At 73.4% G+C, this 24,819-nt stretch carries 26 protein-coding genes; 10 read left to right on the forward strand and 16 right to left on the reverse strand.

Going from position 1 to position 24,819, the window contains the following annotated elements; translation table 11 throughout:
• Positions 1-8 precede the first annotated feature (8 nt).
• Positions 9-464, forward strand: coding sequence for a DUF1203 domain-containing protein (locus tag ABD352_RS55845; RefSeq protein WP_344620844.1), 456 nt, complete (start codon positions 9-11; stop codon positions 462-464).
• Here the strand turns inward: ABD352_RS55845 and ABD352_RS55850 are convergent.
• A complete protein-coding gene (locus tag ABD352_RS55850) occupies positions 451-1,464 on the reverse strand; it encodes a glycoside hydrolase family 113 protein (RefSeq protein WP_344620845.1) in 1,014 nt (337 codons plus the stop codon). The two genes, ABD352_RS55845 and ABD352_RS55850, sit on opposite strands and share 14 nt — an antisense overlap.
• A 68-nt stretch (positions 1,465-1,532) precedes the next feature.
• Here ABD352_RS55850 and ABD352_RS55855 point away from each other — a divergent pair, with 68 nt between their 5' ends.
• Complete coding sequence (locus ABD352_RS55855; protein WP_344620846.1) at positions 1,533-2,114, forward strand: TetR/AcrR family transcriptional regulator; 582 nt, start codon at positions 1,533-1,535, stop codon at positions 2,112-2,114.
• 39 nt (positions 2,115-2,153) lie between these two features.
• On the opposite strand, the gene ABD352_RS55860 is transcribed toward ABD352_RS55855, so the two are convergent.
• From ABD352_RS55860 to ABD352_RS55870, 3 genes are all read right to left on the reverse strand, one after another.
• On the reverse strand, positions 2,154-2,693 hold the full coding sequence (locus ABD352_RS55860) for a hypothetical protein (RefSeq protein ID WP_344620847.1): 540 nt from the start codon (positions 2,691-2,693) through the stop codon (positions 2,154-2,156).
• 176 nt (positions 2,694-2,869) lie between these two features.
• The gene (locus ABD352_RS55865; protein WP_344620848.1) at positions 2,870-4,246 is read right to left on the reverse strand and encodes a glycoside hydrolase family 10 protein; all 1,377 of its coding nucleotides are present in this window, start codon (positions 4,244-4,246) and stop codon (positions 2,870-2,872) included.
• Positions 4,243-5,751, reverse strand: coding sequence for a cellulase family glycosylhydrolase (locus ABD352_RS55870; protein ID WP_344620849.1), 1,509 nt, complete (start codon positions 5,749-5,751; stop codon positions 4,243-4,245). Before ABD352_RS55870 ends, ABD352_RS55865 begins: the two co-directional genes overlap by 4 nt.
• A 149-nt stretch (positions 5,752-5,900) precedes the next feature.
• Here ABD352_RS55870 and ABD352_RS55875 point away from each other — a divergent pair, with 149 nt between their 5' ends.
• Positions 5,901-6,335: a nuclear transport factor 2 family protein gene (locus ABD352_RS55875; RefSeq protein ID WP_344620850.1), complete on the forward strand. Its 435-nt coding sequence runs from the start codon at positions 5,901-5,903 to the stop codon at positions 6,333-6,335.
• Here the strand turns inward: ABD352_RS55875 and ABD352_RS55880 are convergent.
• The 5 genes from ABD352_RS55880 to ABD352_RS55900 all read right to left on the reverse strand — a co-directional run bounded on the left by ABD352_RS55880 (position 6,319) and on the right by ABD352_RS55900 (position 10,042).
• Positions 6,319-7,569 carry a hypothetical protein gene (locus ABD352_RS55880; RefSeq protein ID WP_344620851.1) on the reverse strand — a complete coding sequence of 417 codons (1,251 nt, stop codon included), beginning with the start codon at positions 7,567-7,569 and terminating at the stop codon, positions 6,319-6,321. The genes ABD352_RS55875 and ABD352_RS55880 overlap by 17 nt on opposite strands.
• A 33-nt stretch (positions 7,570-7,602) precedes the next feature.
• Complete coding sequence (locus ABD352_RS55885) at positions 7,603-7,848, reverse strand: hypothetical protein (RefSeq protein WP_344620852.1); 246 nt, start codon at positions 7,846-7,848, stop codon at positions 7,603-7,605.
• Positions 7,849-8,401: 553 nt separating this feature from the next.
• Entirely contained in the window at positions 8,402-8,551 is a 150-nt protein-coding gene (locus ABD352_RS55890; protein WP_344620853.1) for a hypothetical protein, read from the reverse strand.
• A 76-nt stretch (positions 8,552-8,627) separates the two neighbouring features.
• Positions 8,628-9,224, reverse strand: coding sequence for a DUF305 domain-containing protein (locus tag ABD352_RS55895; protein ID WP_344620854.1), 597 nt, complete (start codon positions 9,222-9,224; stop codon positions 8,628-8,630).
• On the reverse strand, positions 9,221-10,042 hold the full coding sequence (locus tag ABD352_RS55900; protein ID WP_344620855.1) for a lytic polysaccharide monooxygenase: 822 nt from the start codon (positions 10,040-10,042) through the stop codon (positions 9,221-9,223). The genes ABD352_RS55895 and ABD352_RS55900 overlap by 4 nt, the downstream gene beginning before the upstream one ends.
• A gap of 161 nt (positions 10,043-10,203) precedes the next feature.
• Between ABD352_RS55900 and ABD352_RS55905 the strand changes: the two genes are divergently transcribed.
• Positions 10,204-11,352 (forward strand): MFS transporter, encoded by a 1,149-nt coding sequence (locus ABD352_RS55905; RefSeq protein WP_344620856.1) that lies wholly within the window; start codon positions 10,204-10,206, stop codon positions 11,350-11,352.
• Positions 11,353-11,749: 397 nt separating this feature from the next.
• Entirely contained in the window at positions 11,750-13,216 is a 1,467-nt protein-coding gene (locus ABD352_RS55910; RefSeq protein WP_344620857.1) for an SDR family NAD(P)-dependent oxidoreductase, read from the forward strand.
• Between the two features lie 116 nt (positions 13,217-13,332).
• Here the strand turns inward: ABD352_RS55910 and ABD352_RS55915 are convergent, their stop codons facing one another.
• Positions 13,333-14,034, reverse strand: coding sequence for a bifunctional nuclease domain-containing protein (locus ABD352_RS55915; RefSeq protein ID WP_344620858.1), 702 nt, complete (start codon positions 14,032-14,034; stop codon positions 13,333-13,335).
• Positions 14,035-14,138: 104 nt separating this feature from the next.
• Positions 14,139-14,801, reverse strand: coding sequence for a sporulation protein (locus ABD352_RS55920; RefSeq protein ID WP_344620859.1), 663 nt, complete (start codon positions 14,799-14,801; stop codon positions 14,139-14,141).
• Positions 14,802-14,837: 36 nt separating this feature from the next.
• Here ABD352_RS55920 and ABD352_RS55925 point away from each other — a divergent pair, with 36 nt between their 5' ends.
• Complete coding sequence (locus tag ABD352_RS55925) at positions 14,838-15,239, forward strand: MerR family transcriptional regulator (RefSeq protein ID WP_344620860.1); 402 nt, start codon at positions 14,838-14,840, stop codon at positions 15,237-15,239.
• 53 nt (positions 15,240-15,292) lie between these two features.
• On the opposite strand, the gene ABD352_RS55930 is transcribed toward ABD352_RS55925, so the two are convergent.
• Positions 15,293-15,934, reverse strand: a complete 642-nt coding sequence (locus ABD352_RS55930) for an FMN-dependent NADH-azoreductase (protein WP_344620861.1) — start codon at positions 15,932-15,934, stop codon at positions 15,293-15,295.
• A gap of 95 nt (positions 15,935-16,029) precedes the next feature.
• Here ABD352_RS55930 and ABD352_RS55935 point away from each other — a divergent pair, with 95 nt between their 5' ends.
• The gene (locus ABD352_RS55935; protein ID WP_344620862.1) at positions 16,030-16,578 is read left to right on the forward strand and encodes a MarR family winged helix-turn-helix transcriptional regulator; all 549 of its coding nucleotides are present in this window, start codon (positions 16,030-16,032) and stop codon (positions 16,576-16,578) included.
• On the opposite strand, the gene ABD352_RS55940 is transcribed toward ABD352_RS55935, so the two are convergent.
• The gene (locus tag ABD352_RS55940) at positions 16,572-17,324 is read right to left on the reverse strand and encodes an AraC family transcriptional regulator (protein ID WP_344620863.1); all 753 of its coding nucleotides are present in this window, start codon (positions 17,322-17,324) and stop codon (positions 16,572-16,574) included. The two genes, ABD352_RS55935 and ABD352_RS55940, sit on opposite strands and share 7 nt — an antisense overlap.
• A gap of 77 nt (positions 17,325-17,401) precedes the next feature.
• On the opposite strand from ABD352_RS55940, the gene ABD352_RS55945 reads away from it, so the two are divergent.
• A complete protein-coding gene (locus tag ABD352_RS55945; RefSeq protein ID WP_344620864.1) occupies positions 17,402-17,956 on the forward strand; it encodes a TIGR03086 family metal-binding protein in 555 nt (184 codons plus the stop codon).
• A gap of 29 nt (positions 17,957-17,985) precedes the next feature.
• Complete coding sequence (locus ABD352_RS55950; RefSeq protein WP_344620865.1) at positions 17,986-18,711, forward strand: M23 family metallopeptidase; 726 nt, start codon at positions 17,986-17,988, stop codon at positions 18,709-18,711.
• Between the two features lie 11 nt (positions 18,712-18,722).
• On the opposite strand, the gene ABD352_RS55955 is transcribed toward ABD352_RS55950, so the two are convergent.
• Positions 18,723-19,073 (reverse strand): VOC family protein, encoded by a 351-nt coding sequence (locus ABD352_RS55955; RefSeq protein ID WP_344620866.1) that lies wholly within the window; start codon positions 19,071-19,073, stop codon positions 18,723-18,725.
• A 53-nt stretch (positions 19,074-19,126) separates the two neighbouring features.
• Complete coding sequence (pta, locus tag ABD352_RS55960; RefSeq protein ID WP_344620867.1) at positions 19,127-21,166, reverse strand: phosphate acetyltransferase; 2,040 nt, start codon at positions 21,164-21,166, stop codon at positions 19,127-19,129.
• A gap of 18 nt (positions 21,167-21,184) precedes the next feature.
• Here pta and ABD352_RS55965 point away from each other — a divergent pair, with 18 nt between their 5' ends.
• Complete coding sequence (locus ABD352_RS55965; RefSeq protein WP_344620868.1) at positions 21,185-22,291, forward strand: acetate/propionate family kinase; 1,107 nt, start codon at positions 21,185-21,187, stop codon at positions 22,289-22,291.
• Here ABD352_RS55965 and ABD352_RS55970 read toward each other — a convergent pair.
• Entirely contained in the window at positions 22,277-24,766 is a 2,490-nt protein-coding gene (locus ABD352_RS55970; protein ID WP_344620869.1) for a tetratricopeptide repeat protein, read from the reverse strand. The two genes, ABD352_RS55965 and ABD352_RS55970, sit on opposite strands and share 15 nt — an antisense overlap.
• Positions 24,767-24,819 lie beyond the last annotated feature (53 nt).

The following is a 24,819-nucleotide window of genomic DNA, read 5'->3' on the forward strand; positions in this document are numbered from 1 at the left end:
CTTGGAGCATGTTCGCCGTTCACGCCATCGACCCCGTCCTCCTCGACTCCGTCCGCGCCTCGGGCACCGACGTCTCCGGCCACCCGGTCCAGCCGGTGGGGGCGGAGGGCGGCGAGCCGCTGCGCTGCTGCCTGCGCGACGCCGTCGCCGGCGAGCAGATGATCCTGTTCGGCTACGAGCCGCTGCTGCCGCCGAGCCCGTACCGCGAGATCGGCGCCGTCTTCGCCCACGCCACCCCGTGCGACGGCCCGTCCGGCGACGGCTACCCGCAGGCCTGGCGCGGCCGCCCGCAGGTGCTGCGCGCGTACGACGAGCGCGGCTGGATCCACCCGGCGACCCGGACCCACGACGGCACCGCCCCGGAGGGCGAGCTCGCCGACATCCTCGCCGACCCGGCCGTGGTCCGCGTCGACAGCCGCAACGTCGCCTACGGCTGCTACATGTTCACCGTCACCCGCGGCTGACGCTCCCGGCGCGCGTGCGGCCGTACTCGGCCAGGGCGTGGAACGCGGCCTTCGGCGTCCACGAGCCGTCCGGCAACACCCGCACGATCCCGCGCGCGGCCAGGTCGAAGTCGTGCTCCGGGTCGTCGGTGGTGGGCAGGTGCCGGTTCGCGAACGTGTACACGAACGCCGCCTCCACGCCGCCGGCCTCGTAGTCGCGCAGCAGGTCCAGCAGGTACCGGGCCTGGCCCTCCTCGTCGCGCTCCAGCCCCGGGGTGAGCTTCGAGGCGCGGCCGTGTTCGTCGTACGTCACCGGCTCCGCCCCGCCCGCGACGTCCCCCGCGCCGCGGAACGTGCAGCAGCCGAACTCGGTTGCGGCGTACGGCTTGCCCTGCGCCACCGCCGCCGCCAGGGTCTGCGGGAACGCCGCGGCGTTGGACGCGTCGCGGTAGCCGGCGTCGCTCGCGATGATGTCGAACGGCGCCCAGTCGACGGCCTCCAGCGGGATCGAGGCGTACCCGATCGGCCCGCCGAACCGCTCCCGCACCGCGGGCACGGCCTCGGCGAGGAAGTCGCGCACCGCGGCCCGTGCGGCCGGGACCGCCTCGCGCATGCGCATCGGGTCGGAGAACAGCGCCATGCGCTCGCTCAGGTCGCGGCCGGGCAGGAAGCCGTCGGTGAACATCGAGATCTCGGAGCCGGTGAGGTACACGACCGGCGCCCCGCTCCGGCGTAGTCGCTCGGCCCGCTCGGCGCCGTCGAGCACGAACGCCATGAGCCCGTCGCGGTCCAGGCCGTTGGTGAACGGGCAGTACCACACCTCGAGCCCGGCCTCGGCGGCGAACCGCGCGGCCAGCTCGAGCCGGTCCTGGACGCCGCCGGTGATGCGCACCGCGTCGCAGTGCAGCTCGTCGCGGATGACGCGCAGGTCGCGCCGCACGGCCTGCGGGTACCACGGCTCGTGGGTCGTGGAGCCGGCGCTGACAAAGCCGGTGTCGTAGTTCATGCCGAACACGCGCACGTGCTGGCCCTCCTCGCTCGTAAGGTACTTCGCGTACCTTATAGGGTACGTCGAGTACCCTGCAAGGCATGAGCACGAGGCGCCGGGGCGAGGAGCTGGAGCGGGCGATCCTGCACGCGGCCGCGGAGGAGCTGCGCGAGTCCGGCTACGCGGGGATGACCATGGACCGGGTCGCCGCCCGGGCCGGGACCAACAAGAACGCCATCTACCGGCGGTGGCCGCATCGAGCGGCGCTGGGCATCGCGGCGTACCGCCACCTCTCCGACGCCGTGCTGCCGCACCCGGACACGGGCACCCTGCGGGGCGACGCGCTCGAGATGCTGCGCCGGGCGAACGAGACGTGGTCCTCGCCGCACGGGGCGATCCTGCGCGGCCTGCTGGCGGCCGCGGCCGACGACCCGGCGCTGCTCGGCCTCATGCGCGAGCGCTCGGGCGCGGACACCATGGACCGCGCCTGGCTGTCGATGCTCGAACGCGCCGTGGCCCGCGGCGAGGCGCCGCCGGCGGCCGCCCACCCGCGGGTCGCGACCACGCCGATGATGCTGCTGCGGGCCGAGTACGCGATGCGCGGCATCCCCTCGGTCCCCGACGACGTGCTGGTCGACATCGTCGACGAGGTCTTCCTGCCGCTGGTCCGCGGCCGCGCCTGAGCGCCGCTACGGCGCCTCGTGGCTCCAGCGCTCCGCCCGTCATGTCGCCGGGTGCTGCCCGAAGCCGACCATCGACACGCCCGTGGCCAGCTCGTACTGCAGCACCTCGCTGAGGCCCACCTGCCGCCCGTCGGCCAGGCTCCGCAACGCCGGCCACGTGATCGTTCGCAGGCCCGGATGCGAGACGACGCGCATCGACGCACTCGAAGCTAGCTCCATGCCGTGCTCGTCGCACCAGGCCACGACGGCGGCCCAGAACCGGTCCACCATGTCCCAGGCTTCCACCGTCCGAGGCCCGCGCAACGGCAACAGCTCCTCGACGGTGAGCAGACCCTCCGTCCCGTGCGACGCCGCGTTGTGAAGCTTCTCGAGAAACGACAACGCGACAGGCGACGCGCCACCCTCCACGGCGAGCAGGTCCTCGGCCACGGCAAGGGTCGCCGCGACCCGCCCGCTGTCGCGGCGCACCACCTCCATGACGACGTCCCCCACGGGTATCTCACCGCCGGCGGTGGGCAGCCCGGCGGCGGCCATGAGCCGCTTGACCGGAGCCTGTGGCCGCCGCTTGAACAGTCCCACTGCACCACCTCGACCAAGGCGGCGACCCGGGCGGCCGCCGTCCGGCGCATGATCATGCCAGCGGACCCCCGCCGGTGCCAACCAGGTTCCTTCTCCACGGCAACGGCGTCGCCGACGACGCGAAGCAAGCGGGGCGATGGCACGACCCGGTCGTGCCATCGCCCCGCTGGGCGCGGTTACGCGCAGGTCACCGCCGGGGCGGCGTTGGTGCCGGACCAGTTCGCCAGGAACCCGAACGTGGCCGGCGGGGTGGCGTTCCACGACACGTTGGTCACCGTCACCGTCGATCCGGACTGGGCGTACGAACCATTCCAGAGCTGCGTGACCGTCTGGCCGTTGGCGAAGGTCAGCGTGACCTTCCAACCGGTCTTGCCGGCCGGCGCGGTGACGCTCACCTCGCCCTGGAAGCCGGTGTTCCATTGGTTGACGACCTGGTACACGGCGGTGCACCCACCCGAAGGCGGCGGGCTGGACGAGGCCGGCGGCGGGCTGGTCGAGCCCGACGGCGACGGCACCACCCCGCCGAGGGCCGAGACGATCGCGTTGTACGCCGTGGGCTTCTTCGCGAGGTTCTCGTCCCACGGCAAGGCGGCGCCCTGCCCGGAGAACGTGTTGGGGACCCACGAGTACTTGTCGGTGTAGTCCCAGATGGTGACGCCCACGCAGCGGGTCACGGCCACGCAGGCCTTGACCACGTTGGAGTAGTACGTCGCCTGGGTGGCGTCCTTGGTCGCGTCGCGCGGCAGGACCATCCGCACGTCCAGCTCGGTGATGGCCACGTCGACGCCGAGGTCGGCGAAGCGCTGCAGGTTCTGCTGCATCTGCGACGGGAAGCCGTACTGGATCGCGAGGTGGCCCTGGAAGCCCACGCCGTCGATCGGCACGCCCTGCGCCTGCAGCGACTTGACCAGGTTGTACATCGCGTCGCTCTTGGCGCCCAGGCCGTCGGTGTTGTAGTCGTTGATGTACAGCTTGGCGTCCGGGTCGGCGGCCCGGGCCGTGCGCAGCGCGTCGGCGATGTAGCCCACGCCCATCGCGGTGGAGAACGGCGACGTGCGCAGGGTGCCGTCGTCGTTGAACGGTTCGTTCACCACGTCCCAGGCGAAGACCTTGCCGCGGTAGTGCGTGGCCACCTGGGTGATGTGGTTCTCCATCGCCGCCTGCACGTCGCCGGTGGGCAGCGAGCTCACCCAGCCGGGCAGCTGGCTGTGCCAGACCAGCGTGTGGCCGCGGACCTTCATGTTGTGCGCCGCCGCGAAGTCCACGACGGCGTCGCCGCGGGTGAAGCTGAACGAGCCGCGGGTCGGCTCGGTCGCGTCCCACTTCATCGAGTTGCCCGGGGTGGTCTGGCCGAACTCGCCGCCGCCGAGGATGGCGGTGTACGCGGTGTCGGACAGCTCCGGGTTGTCGGTGGCGCTGCCGAAGTACTTCCCCTTGGCCGCGGCCAGCGACTGCAGCGTCTGGGTGGCCGCCTCGGCGTGCACCATCGCGACGGCCGTGGCCGAGACGGCGGCGAGCACGGCCGCCGCGCCGGCCAGCAGAGCCCGCCTCACGACGACACCGCCGCGAAGTGGTCCTTGATGCCCTGGCCGAACGCGGTCGGGGTGCCGTTGTAGTCGCTGATCAGCGACGGGCCCGACGAGCAGTTCCAGGCGTTCCAGGTCCAGCCCAGGTAGCCCACGCCGTGCGCGTCGGCCCAGTTCATCAGCGTGTCGACGAAGCCGTGGGCGCAGTCGTTCTCGCCGATCTCGGTGAGCGACAGCGGTACCTGCTGGGCCACCGGCGCCAGCTGGCTGTCGTAGCAGGACGTGTTGGCGCAGGAGTTGAAGTTGTAGATGTGCGCGAACGCGGCGAGGTTGTTCTGCGGGTCGGTCGGCTTGTACTGCAGCCACTGGGTGAGGTCGTTGGAGTACGCCAGCCCGCCGACCATGATGACGTTTGTCGCCCCGGTCGCGCGGACCGCGTTGACCAGCGACTGGAAGCCGGCCACCTGGTAGGTGATGCCGGGGCAGGTGCCGCCGTCGCGCCAGCAGGCCCAGCCGGTGCTCGCGCTGCCGGTGGCCCGCTCCGGGTAGGGCTCGTTGAACAGGTCGAAGATGACCGCGTCGTTGCCCTTGAAGGCGTTCGCCACGCCGGTCCAGAACGAGGGGGCGTACTGCGCGTCCGGCATCGGCTTCTGGCAGGTGGCCTTGACGTCGGAGCAGCCGGCGGAGGGGCCCGTGTACTGGCCGTAGTTCCAGTGCATCTCGACGATCGGGGTGATGCCGCTGGCCACGAGCAGGTTCACGTAGGCCTTGACCGCGTTCTGGTAGTTCGCCCCGCCGTAGGCGGCCTGGACGTCGGCGGTGCCGAGCCAGCACTCCTCGTTCAGCGGTACCCGGACGGTGCGCACCTTCCAGGTCCGCATCGCGTTGATGGAGGCCTGGTCCATGGGGCCGTCCCAGATCCCGTTGCCCTGGATGCAGGCGAACTCGCCGCCGGAGCGGTTGACCCCGATGAGACGGTACGTCGCCCCGCTGCTCGTCACGAGCTTGTTCCCGCTGACCTTGAGCTTCGGCGCGGTCGTCTGGGGAGGCGTGGACGTCGACGGCGAGGGGCTGCTGCTGGTGCTGGCGCTCGGGGAAGGGCTGCTGGTCGTGGTGCCGTTGCAGGTGACCCCGTTGAGCGTGAAGGCCGCCGGCTTCGGGTTGCTGCCGGTCCAGCTGCCGTTGAAGCCGATGCTGGTGCTGGCGCCGGTGGCCAGCGATCCGTTGTACGACATGCTGGTCGCGGTGACGTTGGCGCCGCTCTGCGTCCAGTTGGCCGACCAGCCCTGGGTGAGCTGCTGGCCGCCCGGGAACGCGAAGCCGAGCGTCCACGACGACACCGCGTCGCCCAGGTTCTTGATCGTCAGGTTGCCGGTGAAGCCGCCCTGGCCCGGACCCGAGGTCCAGTCGTTGGTGGTGTAGGTGACCTGGCAGCCCGCGGCGGCCTGTGCCGTGGTCGGCAACAGGACCGCCCCGGCCGCGGCGAGCAGCAGGCCGCCGGCCACCGCGAGGGAGGTTGTGCGGTACCGCATGGGGCTCCTTCGATTGGCGGATGCTTGGAAGCGCTCCCATCCTTCGCTGAGTCCCGGGTCCGTCAAGCGCTTCGAGTGGGATGTCCCGGTTGTCCACGGGCGGCCCGCGAAACTTCCACCCGAGCGAATCGGAGCGTACACTCCGATTCATGAGCAGTCCCCGGGCGCTCGTCGAGCGCTTCCTGCAGGCCACCGTGTCCGCCGACCCGGGCGACCTCGCCGACTTCTACGCCGACGAGGTCGTCATCGAGATGCCGTTCGCCGCCCCGGGCCTCGTCCCGCCGCGCACCGAGACCACCCGCGAGCAGCTGCGGGCCCGCTTCGCCGCCGGCCGGGCGGTGCGCCACTACACCGGGCTGTCGGGGGTGCGCATCCACGAGACCGCCGAGCCGGGGACGGTGATCGCGGAGTACGACCTGCACGGCACGATGCTCGCCACCGGCGCCCCGTTCACGCTGCGCTTCGTGATGGTGATGACGATCCGCGACGGCCGCATCGCGCACACCCGCGACTACTCCGACCCGATCGCCGGCGCCCGCGCCCTCGGCCGCCTGCCGGAGCTCGTGGCTACGCTTTCCGGCTGATGCGGTACTCCAGGGTCAGGAACGGCAGCCCGAAGACCGAGAAGGCGTGGTCGGCCCGCAGCTGCCCGTCCCGCACGTAGACGTCGAGCTCCTCGGCGAAGCCGTGCACCGCGACCGTCGACAGGTTGCGCGTCTGCGGGTCGATGTAGCTCAGGTAGTGCCCGGTCTGCCCGTCCGCGCCGCGACTGGTGAGGCGCAGCCCGCCCCCGTCGCGCCGGCGCGGGGCCAGCGTGGCCGTGAAGTTGGCCTGCGGCAGCGGGAAGCCGACGCTGACGTAGCCGCGCTCGCCGTGCCGGTAGGTGGTGTAGATGCCGACGTAGATCGGCTCCCCGCTGTCCGCGAAGCTGCGGATCCACCCGCGCGTGGACACGACCCCGTCGGCGCCGCTGATGGTGTCGATCCGGCTGTGCATGCCCTGCTGGATCTCGCGCTGGTTCATCGGCACGTTGGCCTGGCCCAGGGGGCGGGCCACGAGGTTGCGGTACAGCAGGTAGCCCGGCCGCACCCAGGGCCGCCAGCGGGGCACGATGTCGAGCGTGAACCGGGTCGTGTGCTCGTAGAACTCGCGCACCAGCGGGTCGACGCCGGCCGGGTCGAAGTCGGGACCGTGCAGCGCGTCGAGGTCGGCGACGATCCCGACGTCCTCGGCCGCCTCCCGGTACGTCCCGCCGATCGCGTCGGCCAGCGCTCGCACGTAGCCGGTGCCGACGTAGCGGGTGCGGGCTTCCAGCGGTACGACAAACGGCAATGACTCGGCGGGCGCGCTCCCGGTGACGAGGGCCACCTGCGGGTCGCGGAACACGAGCTGCGAGACGGTCCGGAAGGCGACCACACCGGCCGCCGCGACCTGCGCCGGCGGCCGGTCGCGCATGGCCGCCCCGACGGCCAGGCCGACGACCGGCCCGAGCGCGACCTTCTGCGGACGCACGCCCATCGCCCCGGCGATCGCGCCGCTGGCCACGCCGACCGCGAGCGGGCTCGCCCCGGCCTTGCCGGCCGCCCACCCGATCGGCGCGGCGATCGCCCCGCTGGCCGCGATCCGCGCCCACACGGCCGGGATCTCGTCCGGCCCCTGCATCGCCCGGGCCGCCCCGTCGATCGCCGCGAGCGCGCCGCCGCCGACCAGGGCCCCGGTGAGCGCGGCCCGCGGCCCGCGGTGGGCCGTGAGCGCCGCCCCGGCGAGTGCACCCATCGCCGCCGCGAACCCGATGCCTTGCAGGCGCTTGCCATCCATGCCGTCAGTTCTACATGGTGCCGCCCGCGCGGTTCACACATCCGCGGGCACGATCGCGATCAGCTGGGTGGGCGGCTCCAGCGCGTCGACCACCGTGTCGCCCTCCAGCCACAGCCCGCCAGCCCGGCAGACGAGGGCGGCCGCGGCCTCCACGGGGCAGGGAAGCGGCGCCCCGCAGGCAGCGCAGCGACCGGGATCGTCGGGGTCCCGCTCGAGGTGGCGGATCTGGAGCTCAGCGGCGGTCGTGACCAGCACGCTGTCGGGGTCGAGGTGCAACATGCCGACGATCGTGCCTGCGCAGCCCGCCTGCACCGCTGCACAAAACGGGTGATCCCCGGGTTTCACCCTGCCCCCGGAAGCCCCACAACCTAGTTTCCTAGGACGCGAAAACGGCGAGTGGCGTGGCGCGCACTACCTGCGGGTTCGAGTCGCTGTGGCTGACGTATGCCGGGCCTCCGCGAGGAGCTCAACCGTGACGACGCCTGGCGCGCGTGGCGGGCGCCGCCCGGCCGGCAGCGGCTCGAGGTCCACTTCAACCTCGGGCCCGCCGGGGCCGCAACGTTGTGCGGCCCATACACGGCTTCGCCGGCGCGCCGGCGGCGTCGGAGCCGCAGCGGGCGCACGACGACATGCGCACGATCCTCGGCATCGTCGGGGACGGATGCGCTCTGATCGGGAGCCGGGCGGAGACGCGCCCGGGGACATCGTTGCGGCCTCAACGAAATGTCGGGCGCTGGCGCGCCGCGACATTTCGGACTTATCGCCTGTCGGGTCATAAGTCCGATAGTCGTGGCGCGCCGGTGCCCGATCTATCGGACTTGCGCGCTTTCGCTCAGCGGGAGGGCTTGCCGGTGCCGGGGCACTGGGCGGTGCCGGGGCCGCCGTCGGGCTGGTGCGGGGGAGTGGGGGAGCCGGCATTGACGAAGACCCGGGCGCCGCACTGCGGGCAGCGGCTCATGACCTGAGAAGCGGTGGACGACACTGGCGCGACCTTTCTGCGCGGACGAATGAACCGGACCGGGTATTGATGCCCCCGATCCGGCCCGTTCGAACGTCGATCAGCCGCCGACCAGGCCCAGCATCTGCTTGATCTGCTGGGTACGCGACAGCTGGATCCGCTCGGCCAGCTGCTTCACCGTCGGGTTCTGGCCGGTGGTGGCCAGCTGCTGGGCCAGCTCCACCGCGTTGTGCTGATGACCGATGAGCAGGTTCAGGAACTTCGTCTCGAAGTCCTGGCCCGTGGCGTCCTGCAGCGCCTTGATCTCCTCCGGGCCGGTCGCCGGGTGGCCGCCGTGGGCGGCGTGCACGGCCGGGTCGGTGACGTCGGTCTGCGGCACGTTCCAGGCCTTCAGCCAGCGCTGCATGGTCTGTACCTCCTCGGCCTCGGTCACGTCGATCGCGCCGGCCAGGTCGATGACGTCCTCGCGCACGGCCTTCTGCTCGCCGAGCTTGAGCATCTGCCGGCCCTGCTGCTGGTGGGCGATCATCATCTGCAGGAACATCACGTCGAAGTCGTTGTGCGGGCCGGAGGCCGCGACGGCGTTGGCCTCGGCGATGCCGGCCTGGGCGGCCGTCCCGGGCGCCGGCTGTACCGTCTTGCCGCACCCGGTCAGCAGTAGCGCGGCGGCGAGCAGGGTCAGGGCGAGGCGCTTCACAGCGGCAGCCAGAGGGCCAGGGTGTAGATCGGCTCCCACGTGTAGATCGCGCGGTGGGACTGGCGGCACTGGTAGCGCTTGCCGTTGTACGTCACCACGTCGCCCACGTGGTACAGCGTGCCCGCGGCCCAGGCGGTGCCGGCCGGGTCCCCGGTCGGGCCGCCGGTCTGCGTCGGCGTCGCCGTGGTCCTGGTGGCCGTCGGGGTCGGCGCGGCGGTCGTCTTCGTCGGGACGGGCGTCGGGGACTTCGTCGGGCTCGCCGTCTTCGTGGGGGTCGGCGTCGGCGTGCTGCCGCCGCCCCCGGAGGAGCCGCCGACCTGCAGGTCGATGCAGTTGTAGAAGGCGTTGGCGGTGTCGGCGATGTTCCAGATGGCCAGCAGCTTCTGGCGGCCCGAGTACCCGGCCAGGCTCACCTGGTGCGAGACGGTCGCGTTGGGCTGCTTGCCGCCGTCGTCGAAGACCGCGATGCGCTTGTCGCCGATCCAGTACTCCCACGTGCTCGTCGCGTGGCGGGCCGTGAGCACCCAGCTGAACGTCACCGAGGTGCCCACCGACGTGGCCGGCCAGTTGCGCGAGTCGTCGCTGAGGACCGCGAACTGCGTCTTGCCGCCGTCGCAGGATTTGAGCCCCTTGGGCCCCTCGACGCTTTGCGGCTCGTATTGGATGGCGCCGCAGTCGGGCACCTTTCCCTGGGCGCACAGGGCCTGGCGGCTGGGCGGGGAGGATACGTAGCCGTGGGCCGACGCCGGGTTGGCGAACGCCAGGGTGCCGGCCGTCGCCCCCAGGGCGACAAGGGGGTATAGCACGGTTCTGCGCATTCTTGCCACACCATTTCTCTCGGGTGCCGAGAAACGTATCCCAGCGGCGCTTAACGAGCCCTCTGGCAATTTGCAAATCCGGGCTAACGCACGTTTAAGCCCCCGTTGAGCGTCCCGCGCCGGTTTTATGGCGGGGTTAAGCGGATGGCATGATCACGCGCATGTCGGTCTCCGCTGTGCTGCGCGCCGCGCAGGTCGCCCGCGTCCTGGCCGCCAGCACCCTGGGGCGCCTGCCCCTGGGCGCGGCGCCGGTGGCCCTGCTGCTGTACGCCCGCGAGAGCCTCTCCATCGCCGCCGCCGGACTGCTGGTCGGCGTGTACACGGCCGGCCTCGCCGTGGGCGGCCCGGTCCTGGCCCGCATCGCCGACCGCCTCCGCCAGCCCCCGGTCATGCTGGCCGGTGCCGCCGTGTCCACGGCGGGCTTCGTGGTGCTCGCCCAGGGTGTACCGCTGTGGGCCGCGCTGCTCTCCGCCCTGCTCGCGGGCCTGGGCGCGCCCCCCTTCGAGGCAGGCCTGCGGGTGCTGTGGCGCGACCTGCTGGACGAGGCGCAGGTCCCGACGGCGTACACGCTGGACATCGCCGTCCAGGAGCTGATCTTCATCCTGGGCCCCCTGGTCGCCGGTGGCGCGGTGGCCCTGGGCGGCGGCACGACGGGCGTGTACACGACGGCCGCCCTGCAGCTGGCCGGCACGCTGTGGTTCGTGTCGACCCCGGCGGTCCGCGCCTGGCGCGGCGAACGGGCCGAGCGCCACTGGGCCGGCGCCCTGCGCTCGGGCCCGCTGCGCCTGCTGCTGACCGCGGTCGTGCTGGTCGGCGCGGGCGTGGGGAGCCTGCCGGTGGCGCTGCTCGACTACGCCGAGTCGGTCGGCCACCGGTCGTGGTCGAGCGGGCTGCTGGCCGCCCAGGCCGTCGGCGCGCTGGCCGGCGGGCTGGTCAACACGCGGCTGCGGGTCGGCGGCCGCCGCCTTCCCCTGCTGGCCGCGCTGCTGGGCCTGGGCTACATCCCGCTGCTGCTGACCCCGTCGGCGGTCGCCGCCATGCTGCCGCTGACCGTGCTGTGCGGCTTGGGCCTGCCGCCGCTGCTGGCCGCGACCTTCCTGACCGTGGACCGGATCACCCCGCCCGGCACCGCCGCGGAGGCCTTCGCCTGGGTGGCGACGGCGTTCTCGGTCGGCGCGGCCGCGGGCGCGGCGATCGACGGCGTCATCCTCGATGCCGCGTCGTCGGTGACGGCCGGCTTCATCCTGCCGCCGGTGGTGATCCTGCTCGCCATCCCGTGGCTGCGCCCGGTGGCGAAGATCGCACCGTAGCGGCTCGGGGCGGGAAAACCGACATGTCGGGCGCTGGCGCGCCACGACATGTCGGACTTATACCCGACCAGGTCATAAATGTGATACGTCCGTCCCGATCTTGGCAACCGGGGCGAGGAGGCCGCCCTGGCATCGCTCCCGGCGCGACGCACCCCCCCGAAGCTGCTGCCGAAAAGCCCTAAGGACGGAACCGTGCCCCTACTTATCCGGATATGCCGGATTTGCCGGGCAAGGTGCGGTTTACTCAGGCGATCGCACGGAACGACGTGGCGTCGCCGAGGTGCAGTAGCAACGGGGGACGGTGCACGCCACGCAGCAACGGGTCCGGGAGGCAAAGGCGCCTTCCGGACCCGTTTTCGTTTGGTGCGTCGGCGGGGGCGTTGCGTACAGTTCCTGCGTGACCCCGCACGACCCTTCCCCCGACGACGCTGCCCACGCCACCGGCATCGATCCCGAACGGCTGGCGATCTGCCTGGCCGTGTTCGACGAGCTGCAGGACCTGCCGCCGGACCACCCGGACGTGCAGATGGTGCGGCGCGCCACCTCGCACCTGTACAAGAGCGTCAAGCGGCAGCGGCGCAGCGAGCGGCGGGCGGCGATCACCGAGGCGGACCGGCTGGTGACGTCGGCGACGGCGACCGGCGCGCCGGGGCGCATCGACGACGAGACGGCCGGCATCGCGCTGGTGTCGCCGACGGCCGGGGCGACGGCGGGGCGGCTGCTGCGGGCCCGGTCGTGCTACACGTGCAAGAGCCGGTACGTCGACGTCGACGCCTTCTACCACCAGCTCTGCCCGCCGTGCGCGAGGCTCAACCGGGAGCGGCGCGACCAGCGCACCGACCTGACGGGGCGGCGGGCGCTGCTGACCGGCGGGCGGGCGAAGATCGGGATGTACATCGCGCTGCGCCTGCTGCGCGACGGGGCGCACACCACGATCACCACGCGGTTCCCCAACGACGCCGTGCGGCGCTTCGCGGCCATGCCGGACAGCGGGGACTGGCTGCACCGGCTGCGCATCGTCGGGATCGACCTGCGCGACCCGGCGCAGGTGGCGGCGCTGGCCGACGACGTGGCCGCGCAGGGGCCGCTGGACATCCTCATCAACAACGCGGCGCAGACGGTGAAGCGGACCGCCGGGTCGTACTCGCACCTGGTGGCGGCCGAGTCCGCGCCCCTGGTGCTGGACGGGACGATGCCCGACGTGGTGACGTTCCACAAGGCCGACCCGCACGCGGAGCTGACCCTGGAGGCGGGGGTGGCGCCGACGCTGATCCCGCCGGACGCGCTCACGGCGCTGGCGTTGACCAGCCGCAACACGACGGTGGAGAGGATCGCGGCGCTGACCGCGATCGACGCCGGCGGGCTGGTGCCGGACCTCGCCGACTCCAACAGCTGGGTGCAGACGGTCGAGGAGGTCGACCCGCTGGAGCTGCTCGAGGTGCAGCTGTGCAACGTGACCGCGCCGTTCATCCTGGTGAGCCGGCTGCGTCCGGCGATGGCCGCCTCGACGGCGCGGCGCAAGTACGTGGTGAACGTCTCGGCGATGGAGGGGCAGTTCAGCCGGCGGTACAAGGGGCCGGGCCACCCGCACACGAACATGGCCAAGGCGGCGCTGAACATGCTGACCCGCACCAGCGCCGAGGAGATGCTCTCCGACGGCATCCTCATGACCGCGGTGGACACGGGCTGGATCACCGACGAGCGGCCGCACCCGACGAAGATGCGGCTGCACGAGGAGGGCTTCCACGCGCCGCTGGACCTCGCCGACGGCGCGGCGCGGGTCTACGACCCGATCGTGCGCGGCGAGCGCGGCGAGGACCTCTACGGCTGCTTCCTCAAGGACTACGAGCCGTCGAACTGGTGAGGCGGCGCTGCCACAGCAAGAAAAGGCAGCGCCGCAACAGGCCGTCGAACTGGTGAGGCGGCGCTGCCACAGCAAGAAAAGGCAGCGCCGCAACAGGAAGCGCTGGTGAGGCAGCGCTACCGCAGCTGGTACTGCAGCGTGAACTTGCCGACCTGGACCTCGTCGCCGTCGTTGAGGGTGGCGGACTTGACCCGCTCGCCGTTGACGTAGGTGCCGTTGAGGCTGCCCAGGTCGAGCATCGAGTAGCCGAAGCTGCCGGAGTTGCGGTGGAACTCGACGTGCTTGCGGGAGACCGTGTTGTCGTCGAGCACGATCTGGTTGGCCGAGTCGCGGCCGCAGCGCACCACATCGCCGTCCAGCGCGAACTCGGCGCCGGCCTCGGCGCCCTTGCGGATGAGCAGGGTGGCCCGGCCCGTCGGGAGCTTCTCCATGTGCGCGGTCAGGTCCAGCGGCTGGGTCGGCCCCTCGGGGGCGGCCACGGCGGCCTGGTCGAGCAGCTCGTCGGTGGTGAGGATCGGCACGCCCCAGTGCCGGGCGAGGGCGATGGCCTCCAGCGGCGCGGCCGGCACCCGGATGCCCTGGCCGAGGACGAGCTGGAACGGCCCGTGCGCGGCGACGACCTCGACGGCCCGCAGCGGGGCCCCGAGCGCGGTCAGCGCGCGCTGGAACAGCTCGGCGCTGATCGGCTCGTCCATGCTGCGGGGACCGCCCTCGACGGGCAGCTGGAGGTGCCGCCCGGTCGGTTCGTCCTTGAGCAGGACCACAGGACGGCTCTGCCAGGTCTGCGCCCGCACACCCACCACGACGAGCTCTCGCATGCCCCGCCTCCTGCGTCCGTCGTCAAGCTGCTGTCAACCCTTGTCGCCTAACGGTACCGTGTCGACCGATCGACAACCTGGCCCGGTCAGGTGGGAGTGCATCGTCAGATCTGCCCGATCTGTCGCATCAGCCGGTCGACGGCGGCCGCCCAGTCTACGGGTTCGCGCCGGTCATGGCGGGTCCGCAGGCGCCCGTCGAGCACCAGTTCCACGTCGTCGGCCCAGGTCACGAATCCGACACGGACTTCGGTGGCGAACTCCTGGTACTGCGGCGCCGCCCAGAACTCGAACACCTGCGCCACGTCGGCGGACTTGAACCGGAACCCGAGCGAGCGCAGCGCCTCGAGCGCGGCCGCCTCGGCGGGGAGGGGATGCACCGCCACCGGATCCATGTCGCCGGGGTCGACCGCGAACGCGACCTCGAGGTCGGTGCGCACCCCGACGGCCAGCCCGGGGACCCGCTCGCCATAGACGTGCGTCACGGGGGTGTGCAGGGGAACTGCGAGCCGCACCGGCAGGTCCCGGTGCTCGCCGGCCGCCAGCCGGAACCCGCCGTCGACCTCGTGCCGGGCGATCTCCGAGGTGCGCGCCCCGTCCCTGGTCACCAGCGTGAGGACGATCCGCTCGATGTCCACGCCGTGCTCGCCGCCGGTGAGACGGACCGCCCCCGGGAGTGTCGCGCCAGGGCGGGTCACAGATTCGTCTAGTACCGTGTCGACGGCCGGTCCGCCCACACCCATGGCGCGGCGCAGGCTCCGGAAGACCATGCGGCACACTAGCACGCGGCACTGTAGGGTTGGATCGTGTCAAGACTGCTGCGGATCGGGGAGCTCGCCAGCCAAGCCGGCGTGTCGACCCGCACCGTCGACTTCTACACCGGGCTCGGCCTCATCGAGTCCGCGCAGCGTACGGCGGGGAACTTCCGGCTGTACGACGCCTCCTGCGTCGAGCGCATCGCCGCCATCAAGGTCCTGGAGGCCAACGGCGTGAGCCTGGCGGACATGGCCGAGGCGCTGGAGCGCGGCGTCGGCGACCTGCCGGGCCAGCTGAGCCAGGTCCAGGGCGACCTGGAGACGCTGCGCGAGGCCGCCCTGCACGCGGGGCCGGCCGCGCACCAGCTGCTGCTGGCGCTGACCGCGCGGCTGCAGTCGCTCATCCACACCGCGATCGAGCTGACCAACAACCTGCCCCCGCTCGGCGGCTGACGCCGGGCCGGACAGGTCACGGCACCGCGCGGTGCCGTGACTCGTCCCGGTGATCAGGCGCGGGCCAGCTCGGCGATCCGGCGCCCGTGCGTCGCGGCGTGCTCGTGCCCGGCCTTGAGCAGGTCGGCCGCGAGGCCGCGCAGCGGGGCCATGGCGGGGTTCACGTCGGCCAGCGTCAGCTCCGCCTCCGCCACGTGCACGTCGAGGTGCAGCACCTCGCCGAGAATCCGGCGCAGGTACGGGCCGTTGTGGTCCCAGCCCTCCTTCGGGGCGCCCGGGCCGTAGCCGCCGCCGCGGCTCAGGGTCAGCACGGCCGGGCGGCCGGCGAGGGGACGGTCGCCGGCGCCGCCGAAGCGGGGGTTGAGCGACACCAGGTCGATCCAGGTCTTCACATGGGCGGGGACGCCCCAGTTGTACAGCGGGATCGCGAAGATGTACGCGTCGGCCTCCAGCAGCTCCGCCGACAGCCGCTCGACCAGCTCCTTGGCGTCGGGTGCGGGCGGGGCCGACGGGTCGAGCTGCGCCCGGACGGCGCGCGCCCACGCGTCGGCCGGCAGGGGCTCCAGGCCCAGCTCGCGGCGGGTCACCACGGCGTCGTGGTGCTCGGCGAGCCACGCCTGCTCGGCGGTGTCGGCCAGGGCCCGGCTGACCGATCCGGCGACCCGGATGCTCGCGTCGAGACGGAAGAGATGCATTGGTGGTACCTCCACGAAGTGCCAGTGGCTACGCAGAAAGTCTGCGTCGCAGAACATCTTGTGGCAAGAGTGAGTGAGCTGTTTATCATGAGTCCATGACGCAGGCGCCGGACAGCCCGGCTCACTCCCATGTCGACCTCCAGTCGGACCTCGGCTGGGCGCTGGGCGTGCTGCTGCGCGGGTACGCGAAGGGCGCCCAGTCCGTCATCGCCGGGGTGCCGGGCGGGCCGCGCGGCTACCAGGTGCTGACCTCCGCCGTCGACGGCGATGCCGCCACCCAGCTGGCCCTGGCCAACAAGCTGGGCATCGACCGGACCGTCATGACGTACCTGCTCGACGACCTCGAGAAGGCCGGCGTGATCGAGCGCCAGCCCGACCCCGCCGACCGCCGCGCCCGGCGGATCATCGCCACCGAGGCCGGGCGGGCCACCCTGTGCGACCTGCAGCGCAAGCTCCGCCACGTCGAGGACCGGGTGCTCGGCGCCCTCCCGGAGGACGAGCGCGCCCAGTTCCGCGCGATGTTGCGCAGCGTCGCCGTGAGCCTCGACGCCCACGACCCGCTCGGCGACCCCTGCTCCGCCATCGAGGCCCTCGCCGCCGAGGACGAGCCGGTCCGCCGGAGGGGCCGGCACAAGGCTCAGTAACGGGCCGCGTAGGCCGTCGGGGACTCGCCGTACATTCTGGTGAAGTCGCGGACCAGGTGGGCCTGGTCGGCGTAGCCCAGGTCGGCGGCCAGCCCGGCCCAGTCGATCGGCGCCCGCGCCGCCATCCGCTGCGTGACCTCGTGCAGCCGGTACCGGCGCAGCACCCACTTCGGGCCCACGCCCACGTGGTCGGCGAAGAGCCGCTGCAGGCGCCGGGTGGGCACGCCGTAGCGCCGCGTGAGGTGCTCGACCCGCAGCAGGCCGGGGCTCGCGGCGATGTCGGCCATCCACGACGCCACCTCGTCACCGTCCGGATCGGGCGGCGCCGGGCAGGCCTGCAGGAAGTCCTCGAAGGCGGCCACCGTCGACAGCTGCACGGCCGGGAGGGCGTCGCCGAACACCGCGGCGGCCGGCACGGCCCGGTCGGTGACGGAGTCGACCGGCGCGCCCAGGAACCGGCGGAAGATCCCCGGCCGGAACGTCACGCCGAACACCGACCCCAGCCCGGACAGCGTGCGCCGGACCCGCCCCCGGGCGACCCCGCGCACCATGGGCGCGCCCTCACCGAACGTGAGCTGCACGCTCGGGTACGGCACGATGAGCTGCACGTAGTCGGGCTGGCCGCGCAGGTCCCAGCGGGCCCACCAGTACCGCGCGACGACCTGCGCCGCGCCGGGCCCGGGCGGGGCGAAGCCGTGACGCTGGAAGTCGGCCCAGGCCCCGGACAGTTCGCGGGCGTCGCGCATCGCCGCCCATCATGCCACCGGGGGAGTGTCGCGTTTGTTCAAGACGCACGCCGTACCGCTGCGGGATCTTCGAAGGCATGGCGAATCACGTGGTGGTGCAAGAGGCGGCGCACGGAATGCTGGCGGTGGTGGACCGGATCGGGCCGGGGGACCTGACCGCCCCGACCCCGTGCGGGGGCTGGGACGTCGCCGGCCTGCGCGAGCACCTGCTGGAGTGGGGCCCGCCGCTGGAGGGCGCGGCCCGCAAGGAGAGCGTGGCCCCCGGCGCGACCGGCGTGCCGCTGCGCGAGCAGGTCGAGCGGCTGGCCGAGGCGTGGGGCAAGCCGGACGCCTGGGCCGGCACCACCCGGATGGGCACCGTCGAGCTGCCGGCCGACCTCGTCGGCGGCATGGTCCTCGGCGAGTTCGTGCTGCACGGCTGGGACCTGGCCCGCGCACTCGGCGCGCCCGTGACGTGGAGCGACGAGATCCTGCGCCAGCTGTACGCCGAGATCGCCCGCTCCGCCGATCAGGGCCGCGCGATGGGGGTGTACGGCGCCGAGGTCCCCGTGCCGCAGGACGCCCCGCTGCTGGCCCGCTGCCTGGGCCTGAGCGGCCGCGACCCGGACTGGACGCCGCCGGCCGCGCCCTGACTGGCGCCCGTGGCGTAGGGTGGCGGGCGATGTCTGCGCTGCGTGTGAGTCTCGCCGGGGTGGCCCTGCTGGTCGGTCTCGGAGCGGCCGGCTGCGGCGGCGACCCCGCGCCCGCCACCCAGGCGCCGGTCGCCCAGGAGTCGCAGGGCCGCCAGGTGCCGGACGCGTCCTCGTCGCCGGGCGCCGCCGCCGGGCTGACGCCGTCGGGCGCCGCGAGCGCGGCCCCGGGCGGCACGACCAAGCACGTGTTCCCGCTGCAGGGCAAGGGGTCGTACTCCCACGACCACCACGACTACCCGGCCAGCGACATCATCGCGAACTGCGGGCTCAACGCCCTCTCGCCGGTCAACGGCACCGTGCTCGAGGTCACCCGGGTCGACACCTGGACGGCCAAGGTCAACGAGGGGTCCTCCCGCGGCGGCCTGTCCGTGTCGATCCTCGGCGACGACGGGGCGCGGTACTACATGTCGCACTTCTCCTCCATCAACAACGCCATCGAGGCGGGCGTCCGGGTGGAGGCCGGCCAGCCGGTGGCCAAGGTCGGGCGGACCGGCGACGCCAGCGCCTGCCACATCCACTTCGGTCTCTCGCCCGCGTGCCAGAAGACCGGTGACTGGTGGACCCGGCGCGGGGTGATCTGGCCGTGGTCGTACCTCGACGCGTGGAAGGCCGACCAGGAGAAGTCGCCGGTGGCCGAGCTCAACGCCTGGGAGCAGCAGCACGGCTGCCCGGCGAAGGCCACCGCCGACCCGTAGCCGAAGCCGGTTCAGGCGTACTCCAGGCAGAACGGGTGCCCGGCCGGATCGCTGTAGACGCGGAAGCCGGCCTCCTTCGTGGACAGCAGCTGGGCGCCCATGCGCAGGACCTTCGCCTCGGCGGCGTCGATGTCGTCGACCCAGATGTCCAGGTGGAGCTGCTGCGGGTAGTTGGGGTCCGGCCACTGCGGCGGAATGTGGTTCGGGGCCAGCTGGAAGCTGATTCGGCTCGCCCCGTCGCCGATGTCGATCCAGTCGCCGTCGACCTTCGTGATCGGCAGCTCCAGCAGCTCGGAGTAGAACTGGGCCAGAGCGTGCGGGTCGGGCGTGTCGAGCACGACGGTTGAGAGTCTCGCTGTCATGCCTCCATCCTGCCCTGACCGCGGGCCGCCCGCTCGAAAGCGAGGGGCCGGCCCTACGCCTTCTGCGCCTGGATGGCGGTGATGGCGACCGTGTTCACGATGTCCTTCACCGTGGCGCCGCGGGACAGGTCGTTCACCGGCTTGTTCAGGCCCTGCATGACGGGACCGACGGCCACGGCGCCAGCCGAGCGCTGCACCGCCTTGTAGGTGTTGTTGCCCGTGTTGAGGTCGGGGAACACGAACACCGTCGCCTGCCCGGCCACCGCGCTGCCGGGCAGCTTCGTGGCCGCCACGGCGGGGTCGATCGCCGCGTCGTACTGGATCGGGCCCTCCACCGGCAGGTCGGAGCGGCGCTCGCGGACGAGCGCGGTCGCCTGCGCCACCTTCGTCACGTCGGCCCCCGAGCCGGAGGTGCCGGTGGAGTACGACAGCATCGCCACGCGTGGCGTGACGCCGAAGCGGGCCGCGGTGTCGGCCGAGGAGATCGCGATGTCGGCCAGCTGCTCCGCGTCCGGGTCCGGGTTGACCGCGCAGTCGCCGTAGACCAGCACCCGGTCGGGCAGCAGCATGAAGAACACGCTGGAGGCCACGCTCAGCCCGGGGACGGTCTTGATGATCTCGAACGCCGGGCGGATGGTCGCCGCGGTGGTGTGGGTGGCGCCGGAGACCATGCCGTCGGCGTGGCCCAGCTGCACCATGAGCGTGCCGAAGTACGACACGTCGGCGACCACGTCGCGGGCCAGGTCCAGCGTCACGCCCTTGTGCGCGCGCAGATCCCGGTAGGTGGCGGCGAACTCCTCGCGCAGCGGGTCGCGCACCGGGTCGATCAGCCGGGCCGCGCTCACGTCCAGGGCCAGGTCGCGGGCCCGGGTCCGGATCGTGTCCGGGTCGCCGAGCAGGGTCAGGTCGGCCACCCCGCGGCGCAGCAGGATGTCAGCGGCCCGCAGGATCCGCTCCTCGGTGCCCTCGGGCAGCACCAGGTGGCGGCGCTGCGCCCGGGCGCGGTCGATGAGGTCGTACTCGAACATGAGCGGCGTCACCCGCGCGGGCTCGTTCAGCTCCAGCGCGCCGGCCAGCCCGTCGGTGTCCACATAGGACTCGAAGGCGCCCAGCGCGGCCTCCACCTTGCGCGGGTTGGCCGGGCCGAGCCGGTGCTCCATGCGGGTCGAGGTGGCGATCGTGTCGTAGGAGGCGGTCGGCACCGACAGCACGGCCAGGCCCGGGTTGAGCCGCTCGAAGAGGGCCAGGGCGGTCGGGTCGGGTGCGATGCCCAGCGTGAGGACGATCCCGGCCAGCGGCACCAGGCCCGAGGCGTGCGCGGCGCCCGCCGCGACCAGCAGGTCGGCGCGGTCGCCGGGGGTGATGAGCAGGCACTCCGGGGTCAGGTGGGACAGCAGCGCCGGCACCTGGGCGGCGCCCACCACGTAGTCGAGCACGTCGCGGCCCAGCGCCGCGTCCGGGTCGCCCAGTCCGGCGGTGATCACGCTCGCGCCCAGCTGCGCGGCGACCTCGCCGACCGTGGGCGCGCCGATCGTCGGCACCTCGGGGATCACGTAGCAGGGGACGGGCAGCTCCGGTGCGGGCACGACCTCCGGGGTGCGGTTGAGGATCACCGCGGCGATTGTCGCGTCGAGGTCGGCGAGCGCGTGGTATGCCTGGCGGGCGGCCGAGTCCAGGGTGTGCGGGCCGACGCCGGAGCCGTTGACGACGGCCACCACCACCGCGCCGAACTCGTTGGCCAGCCGCACGTTGAACGCCAGGTCGTCGTCGATGTCGGTGCCGATGACCACGACCGCGTCGTGGCGGTGTGCCAGGGGGCGGAACTGCTCGACGATCCGGCCGACCAGCTCCTCGGCCCGCCCCTCGGCCAGCATCGCGGCGGCCTCGGCGTAGGTGACCCCGTGCAGCTGCTCGTCGGCGATGCCGTACCGCTGGCGCAGCAACTCCAGGAGAACATCCGGTGTCGCCGGGTTGACCGGCCGGAAGACTCCGATGCCGGGCACCTTGCGGGACAGCAGCTCGGCGAGGCCCAGGGCCACCGCCGACTTGCCGGAGTCCGGACCGAGCTCGAGCAGGTACACGATGCGCGCCACAGCGTTAGTCTGCCTTGCATGATCCTCGTGCTCAACAGCGGCTCGTCGTCGGTGAAGTACCGCGTCGTGGACCTCGCCGACCCGGCGGCCGGGCAGCGCGGCCTGATCGAGCGCATCGGCGAGCCGGGCGGCGTCGCCGATCACAAGGCGGCGCTCGACCAGGTGCTCGACGGGCTCGGCGACGCTCCGATCGACGCGGTGGGGCACCGCATCGTGCACGGCGGCGCGCGCTTCGAGCGGCCCGCGCTGGTCGACGACGGGGTGCTGGGGGTGCTGCGCGAGCTGGTGCCGCTCGCCCCGCTGCACAACCCGGGCGGGATCATCGGCATCGAGGCGGCCCGCGAGAAGCTGCCGGACGTGCCGCACGTCGCCGTGTTCGACACCGCCTTCCACGCGACCATCCCGCCGGCCGCCGCGGCCTACGCCATCGACCGGGAGCTCGCCTCGAAGTACGACATCCGCCGCTTCGGCTTCCACGGCACCTCGTGCGGCTACGTCGCCGGCCGCGCCGCCGCCCTGCTGCAGCGGCCGCTCGCCGAGCTCAACCTCATCGTGCTGCACCTGGGCAACGGGGCCAGCGCCACGGCGGTGCGGGGCGGGCGCAGCGTCGACACGTCCATGGGCATGACCCCGTTGGAGGGCCTCGTGATGGGCACCCGTTCGGGCGACCTCGACCCGGCCATCGGCTCCTACCTGAACCGGGTCGCCGGCATGGACTTCGCCGCCGTCGACGACGCGCTGCAGCGCCACGCCGGCCTGCTCGGCCTCGCCGGGGTCAACGACATGCGCAGCGTGCTGGAGCGCCGCGCCGCCGGCGACGAGGCCGCCGCGCTGGCCTTCGACGTGTACTGCTACCGCATCCGCAAGTACGTCGGCGCCTACCACGCCGTGCTGGGCCGCCTCGACGCGATCGTCTTCACCGCCGGGGTCGGCGAGCACGCCCCCGCCGTGCGGGCCGCCGCGCTGGAGGGCCTGGACGGGTGGGGGATCGCGGTCGACGAGGCCCGCAACGCCGCCAACGCGCGCATCATCAGCCCCGACGGCGCGAAGGTCGCGGTGTGCGTGGTGCCGACCGACGAGGAGTACGCGATCGCCGAGCAGACGGCAGAGCTACTGCAGGGCTGAGATCCAGGAGCTGACCCGGTCCGCCTCCGGCATCTCCAGGTCGCGGTACAGCCGTAGCGCCTGCTGCAGGTGGGTCCGCGCCAGCGCCGGGTCGGCGCGGCCGTGGCCGGCCAGCCCGATGTGGGCCCGGGCCTGCTGCTCCCGGGCCCCGATGTCGACGGCGACCGCGTGCGCGGCGGCGTGGCAGGCCAGCGCGCCGGCAGGGTCGCCGGCGGCGTTCGCGGCCTCGCCCAGCCCGTTGAGCGCGCTGGCCTCCCCGCCGCGCTCGCCGGCCGCCCGGAAGATGGCCAGCGCCCGCTGGTGGTGGGTGGCGGGCCGGCCCAGCCGGGTGTCCAGCGCGCCGAGGTTGTCCAGCGTCCACGCCTCGCCGACCTCGTTGCCCAGCGTGCGGTACAGCTCCAGGGCCTCCCGCAGGTGCCCGGCGGCCGCCTCGTGTCGCCCGGCGCGCAGCTCGGCCTCGCCGAGGCCGTTGAGCGCCCACGCCTCGCCGGTGCGGTCGCCGGCGGCGCGGAAGATGTCCAGGGCCCGCCGCAGGTGCTCGATCGCCGGGCCGTGCCGGCCCAGCCGGCCCTCCGACTCGCCGAGGTTGACGAGGGCGTTCGCCTCGCCGGTGCGGTGCCCGGCCCGGCCGAACAGCTCCACGGCCCGCGTGTGCCGCCCGGCGGCGCAGCGGTCGCGGCCCTGCCGGGCCTCCACCACGCCGAGGTTGACCAGGGCGCGGGCCTCGCCGTCGAGGTCGCCGGCGGCGCGGAAGAGCCGCAGCGCCTCGCCCAGCCGCTCGGCCGCCTCGCCGGGCCGGCCCAGCTGCATGTGCGTCACGCCGAGGCTGATCAGCGCGTGTGCCTCGGCGGCCCGGTCGGCCCCGCCGCGGGCCGCGTCCAGGGCGTGGGCGTGCACGGTGAGGGCGTCGCCGGGGTGGGCGGCGCCGAGGTACCGGAACAGGATCCCCGACAGCCGGGTGGCGTGCCGCGGCCAGCCGTGCGCGGCCGCGTGGGCGGCGACGGCGACGAGGACCGGCCGCTCCGTGTCGAGCCACCGGCGGGCCGCGGCGGGCCCGGCCGTGCGCGGGCGGCGGGGCGTCTCCACCGGGTAGAGCGCGTCCATCGCCGCGGCCGCCGCGGCCAGGTACCCGTCGAACAGCCGGGTCAGCGCGGCCCGCCGCTCGGCCGGCGGGTCCTCGTCGGCGGCGCGGTCGGCCGCGTAGGCGCGGACCAGGTCGTGCAGCGTGTACCGGCCGGCGGGCCCGCGCTGCAGCAGGTTGTCGCGGCACAGCTGGGCCAGGTGGGCCTGCGCGGCGGGGCGGCTCACGCCGGCCAGCGCCGCCGCGGCCTGCGCGTCGAAGTCCTGCCCCGGGTGCAGGGCCGCGAGCCGCAGCATGCGCTGCCGCGCCGGGCTCGCCCGCCGGTACGACAGGTCCAGGGCCAGCTCCACGCCCCGGTCGAGCCGCCCGCCCCGGTGCCGCTCGTCGAGCCGGGCGGCGTGGTCGGTGAGCGTCCAGCCGGGCCGGGCCCGGATGTGCGCGGCGAGCAGCCCCAGCGCGAGCGGCAGCCCGCCGCAGCTGTCGGCGATCCGGCCCGCGGCGCCCGGATCGGCCCCCGCGGCGACGTGCGGCACGGCCCGGGTCAGCAGCGCGACCGCCTCGTCCCGGCTGAACGCGTCGAGGTCCACGTGGGCGGCGGCCGGCAGGTCGGCCAGCCTGCGCCGGCCGGTGACCAGCACCGTGCAGCCGGGCAGGTCCGGCAGCAGCGGGCGGACCTGCCCGGCGTCGGTCGCGTCGTCGAGCACGACGAGGGTCCGGGCGCCCGCCAGCCGCTCCCGCCAGGCCGCGGCCCGGGCCTGCAGGTCGTGCGGGATCTGCTGGCCGGCCGCGCCGAGCATGCGCAGGAATCCGTCGAGGACGGCGGCGGGATCGGCCGGCGGCTGGGCCGGGTCGGGATGGTGGCCCCGCAGGTTGACGAAGAGCACGCTGGTGTACGGCGACGAGCCGTGCAACAGGTGCGCCGCCCGCACGGCGAGCTGGGTCTTGCCCACGCCCGCCATGCCGGTGATCACGACGGTCCCGCCGGACCCGGCGGCGGCCCGGATGCGGCGCAGCTGCGCGTCGCGGCCGACGAACCCGTCCGGGTCCGGCGGCAGCGCGGCGGAGACCCGCACCTGGGCGCCCGCCCGCGTCTCGCCGGTGACGACCCGCAGCGCCTGGTGCCACTGGGCGACGTAGCCGGGGTCGGGCAGCAGCGCGGTCACGACCGCGACGACGAGGTCGGGGTTGAGCCGGCGCCGCCCGGTGCGGAAGCAGTCGGCCACCGTGGTCTTGCCGGTCAGCTCGGCGGCGGGCCGGCCGGCCGCCGTCCACGCGGCGTTGATGCGCTCCTTGATGGCGTCGTAGGACGGGTCCCCGGCCCAGACCTTGAGCCTGCGCAGCCGGTCGATGAGGTCGTCGAGCGTCCGGGCCGTCCCGGGGTCGGGCAATGTCACCCGTCAACCGTTAGCAAATGGCAGGCGTCAATGCCAACGCGTTCGGGATCGTT

The organism is Dactylosporangium salmoneum, from assembly GCF_039532525.1.
Lineage (GTDB): Bacteria > Actinomycetota > Actinomycetes > Mycobacteriales > Micromonosporaceae > Dactylosporangium > Dactylosporangium salmoneum.

Bases quoted from the DNA above. Each gene is read 5' to 3' on its own strand.
- ABD352_RS55915 (WP_344620858.1), bottom strand. From the start codon at position 14,034: ATGCGAGAGCTCGTCGTGGTGGGTGTGCGGGCGCAGACCTGGCAGAGC.
- ABD352_RS55845 (WP_344620844.1), top strand. From the start codon at position 9: ATGTTCGCCGTTCACGCCATCGACCCCGTCCTCCTCGACTCCGTCCGC.
- ABD352_RS55955 (WP_344620866.1), bottom strand. From the start codon at position 19,073: ATGACAGCGAGACTCTCAACCGTCGTGCTCGACACGCCCGACCCGCAC.
- ABD352_RS55885 (WP_344620852.1), bottom strand. From the start codon at position 7,848: ATGTTGCACCTCGACCCCGACAGCGTGCTGGTCACGACCGCCGCTGAG.
- ABD352_RS55950 (WP_344620865.1), top strand. From the start codon at position 17,986: ATGTCTGCGCTGCGTGTGAGTCTCGCCGGGGTGGCCCTGCTGGTCGGT.
- ABD352_RS55935 (WP_344620862.1), top strand. From the start codon at position 16,030: ATGACGCAGGCGCCGGACAGCCCGGCTCACTCCCATGTCGACCTCCAG.
- ABD352_RS55945 (WP_344620864.1), top strand. From the start codon at position 17,402: ATGGCGAATCACGTGGTGGTGCAAGAGGCGGCGCACGGAATGCTGGCG.
- ABD352_RS55920 (WP_344620859.1), bottom strand. From the start codon at position 14,801: ATGGTCTTCCGGAGCCTGCGCCGCGCCATGGGTGTGGGCGGACCGGCC.
- ABD352_RS55940 (WP_344620863.1), bottom strand. From the start codon at position 17,324: ATGCGCGACGCCCGCGAACTGTCCGGGGCCTGGGCCGACTTCCAGCGT.
- ABD352_RS55900 (WP_344620855.1), bottom strand. From the start codon at position 10,042: ATGCGCAGAACCGTGCTATACCCCCTTGTCGCCCTGGGGGCGACGGCC.
- ABD352_RS55905 (WP_344620856.1), top strand. From the start codon at position 10,204: ATGTCGGTCTCCGCTGTGCTGCGCGCCGCGCAGGTCGCCCGCGTCCTG.
- ABD352_RS55880 (WP_344620851.1), bottom strand. From the start codon at position 7,569: ATGGATGGCAAGCGCCTGCAAGGCATCGGGTTCGCGGCGGCGATGGGT.
- ABD352_RS55930 (WP_344620861.1), bottom strand. From the start codon at position 15,934: ATGCATCTCTTCCGTCTCGACGCGAGCATCCGGGTCGCCGGATCGGTC.
- ABD352_RS55870 (WP_344620849.1), bottom strand. From the start codon at position 5,751: ATGCGGTACCGCACAACCTCCCTCGCGGTGGCCGGCGGCCTGCTGCTC.
- ABD352_RS55965 (WP_344620868.1), top strand. From the start codon at position 21,185: ATGATCCTCGTGCTCAACAGCGGCTCGTCGTCGGTGAAGTACCGCGTC.
- ABD352_RS55875 (WP_344620850.1), top strand. From the start codon at position 5,901: ATGAGCAGTCCCCGGGCGCTCGTCGAGCGCTTCCTGCAGGCCACCGTG.
- ABD352_RS55855 (WP_344620846.1), top strand. From the start codon at position 1,533: ATGAGCACGAGGCGCCGGGGCGAGGAGCTGGAGCGGGCGATCCTGCAC.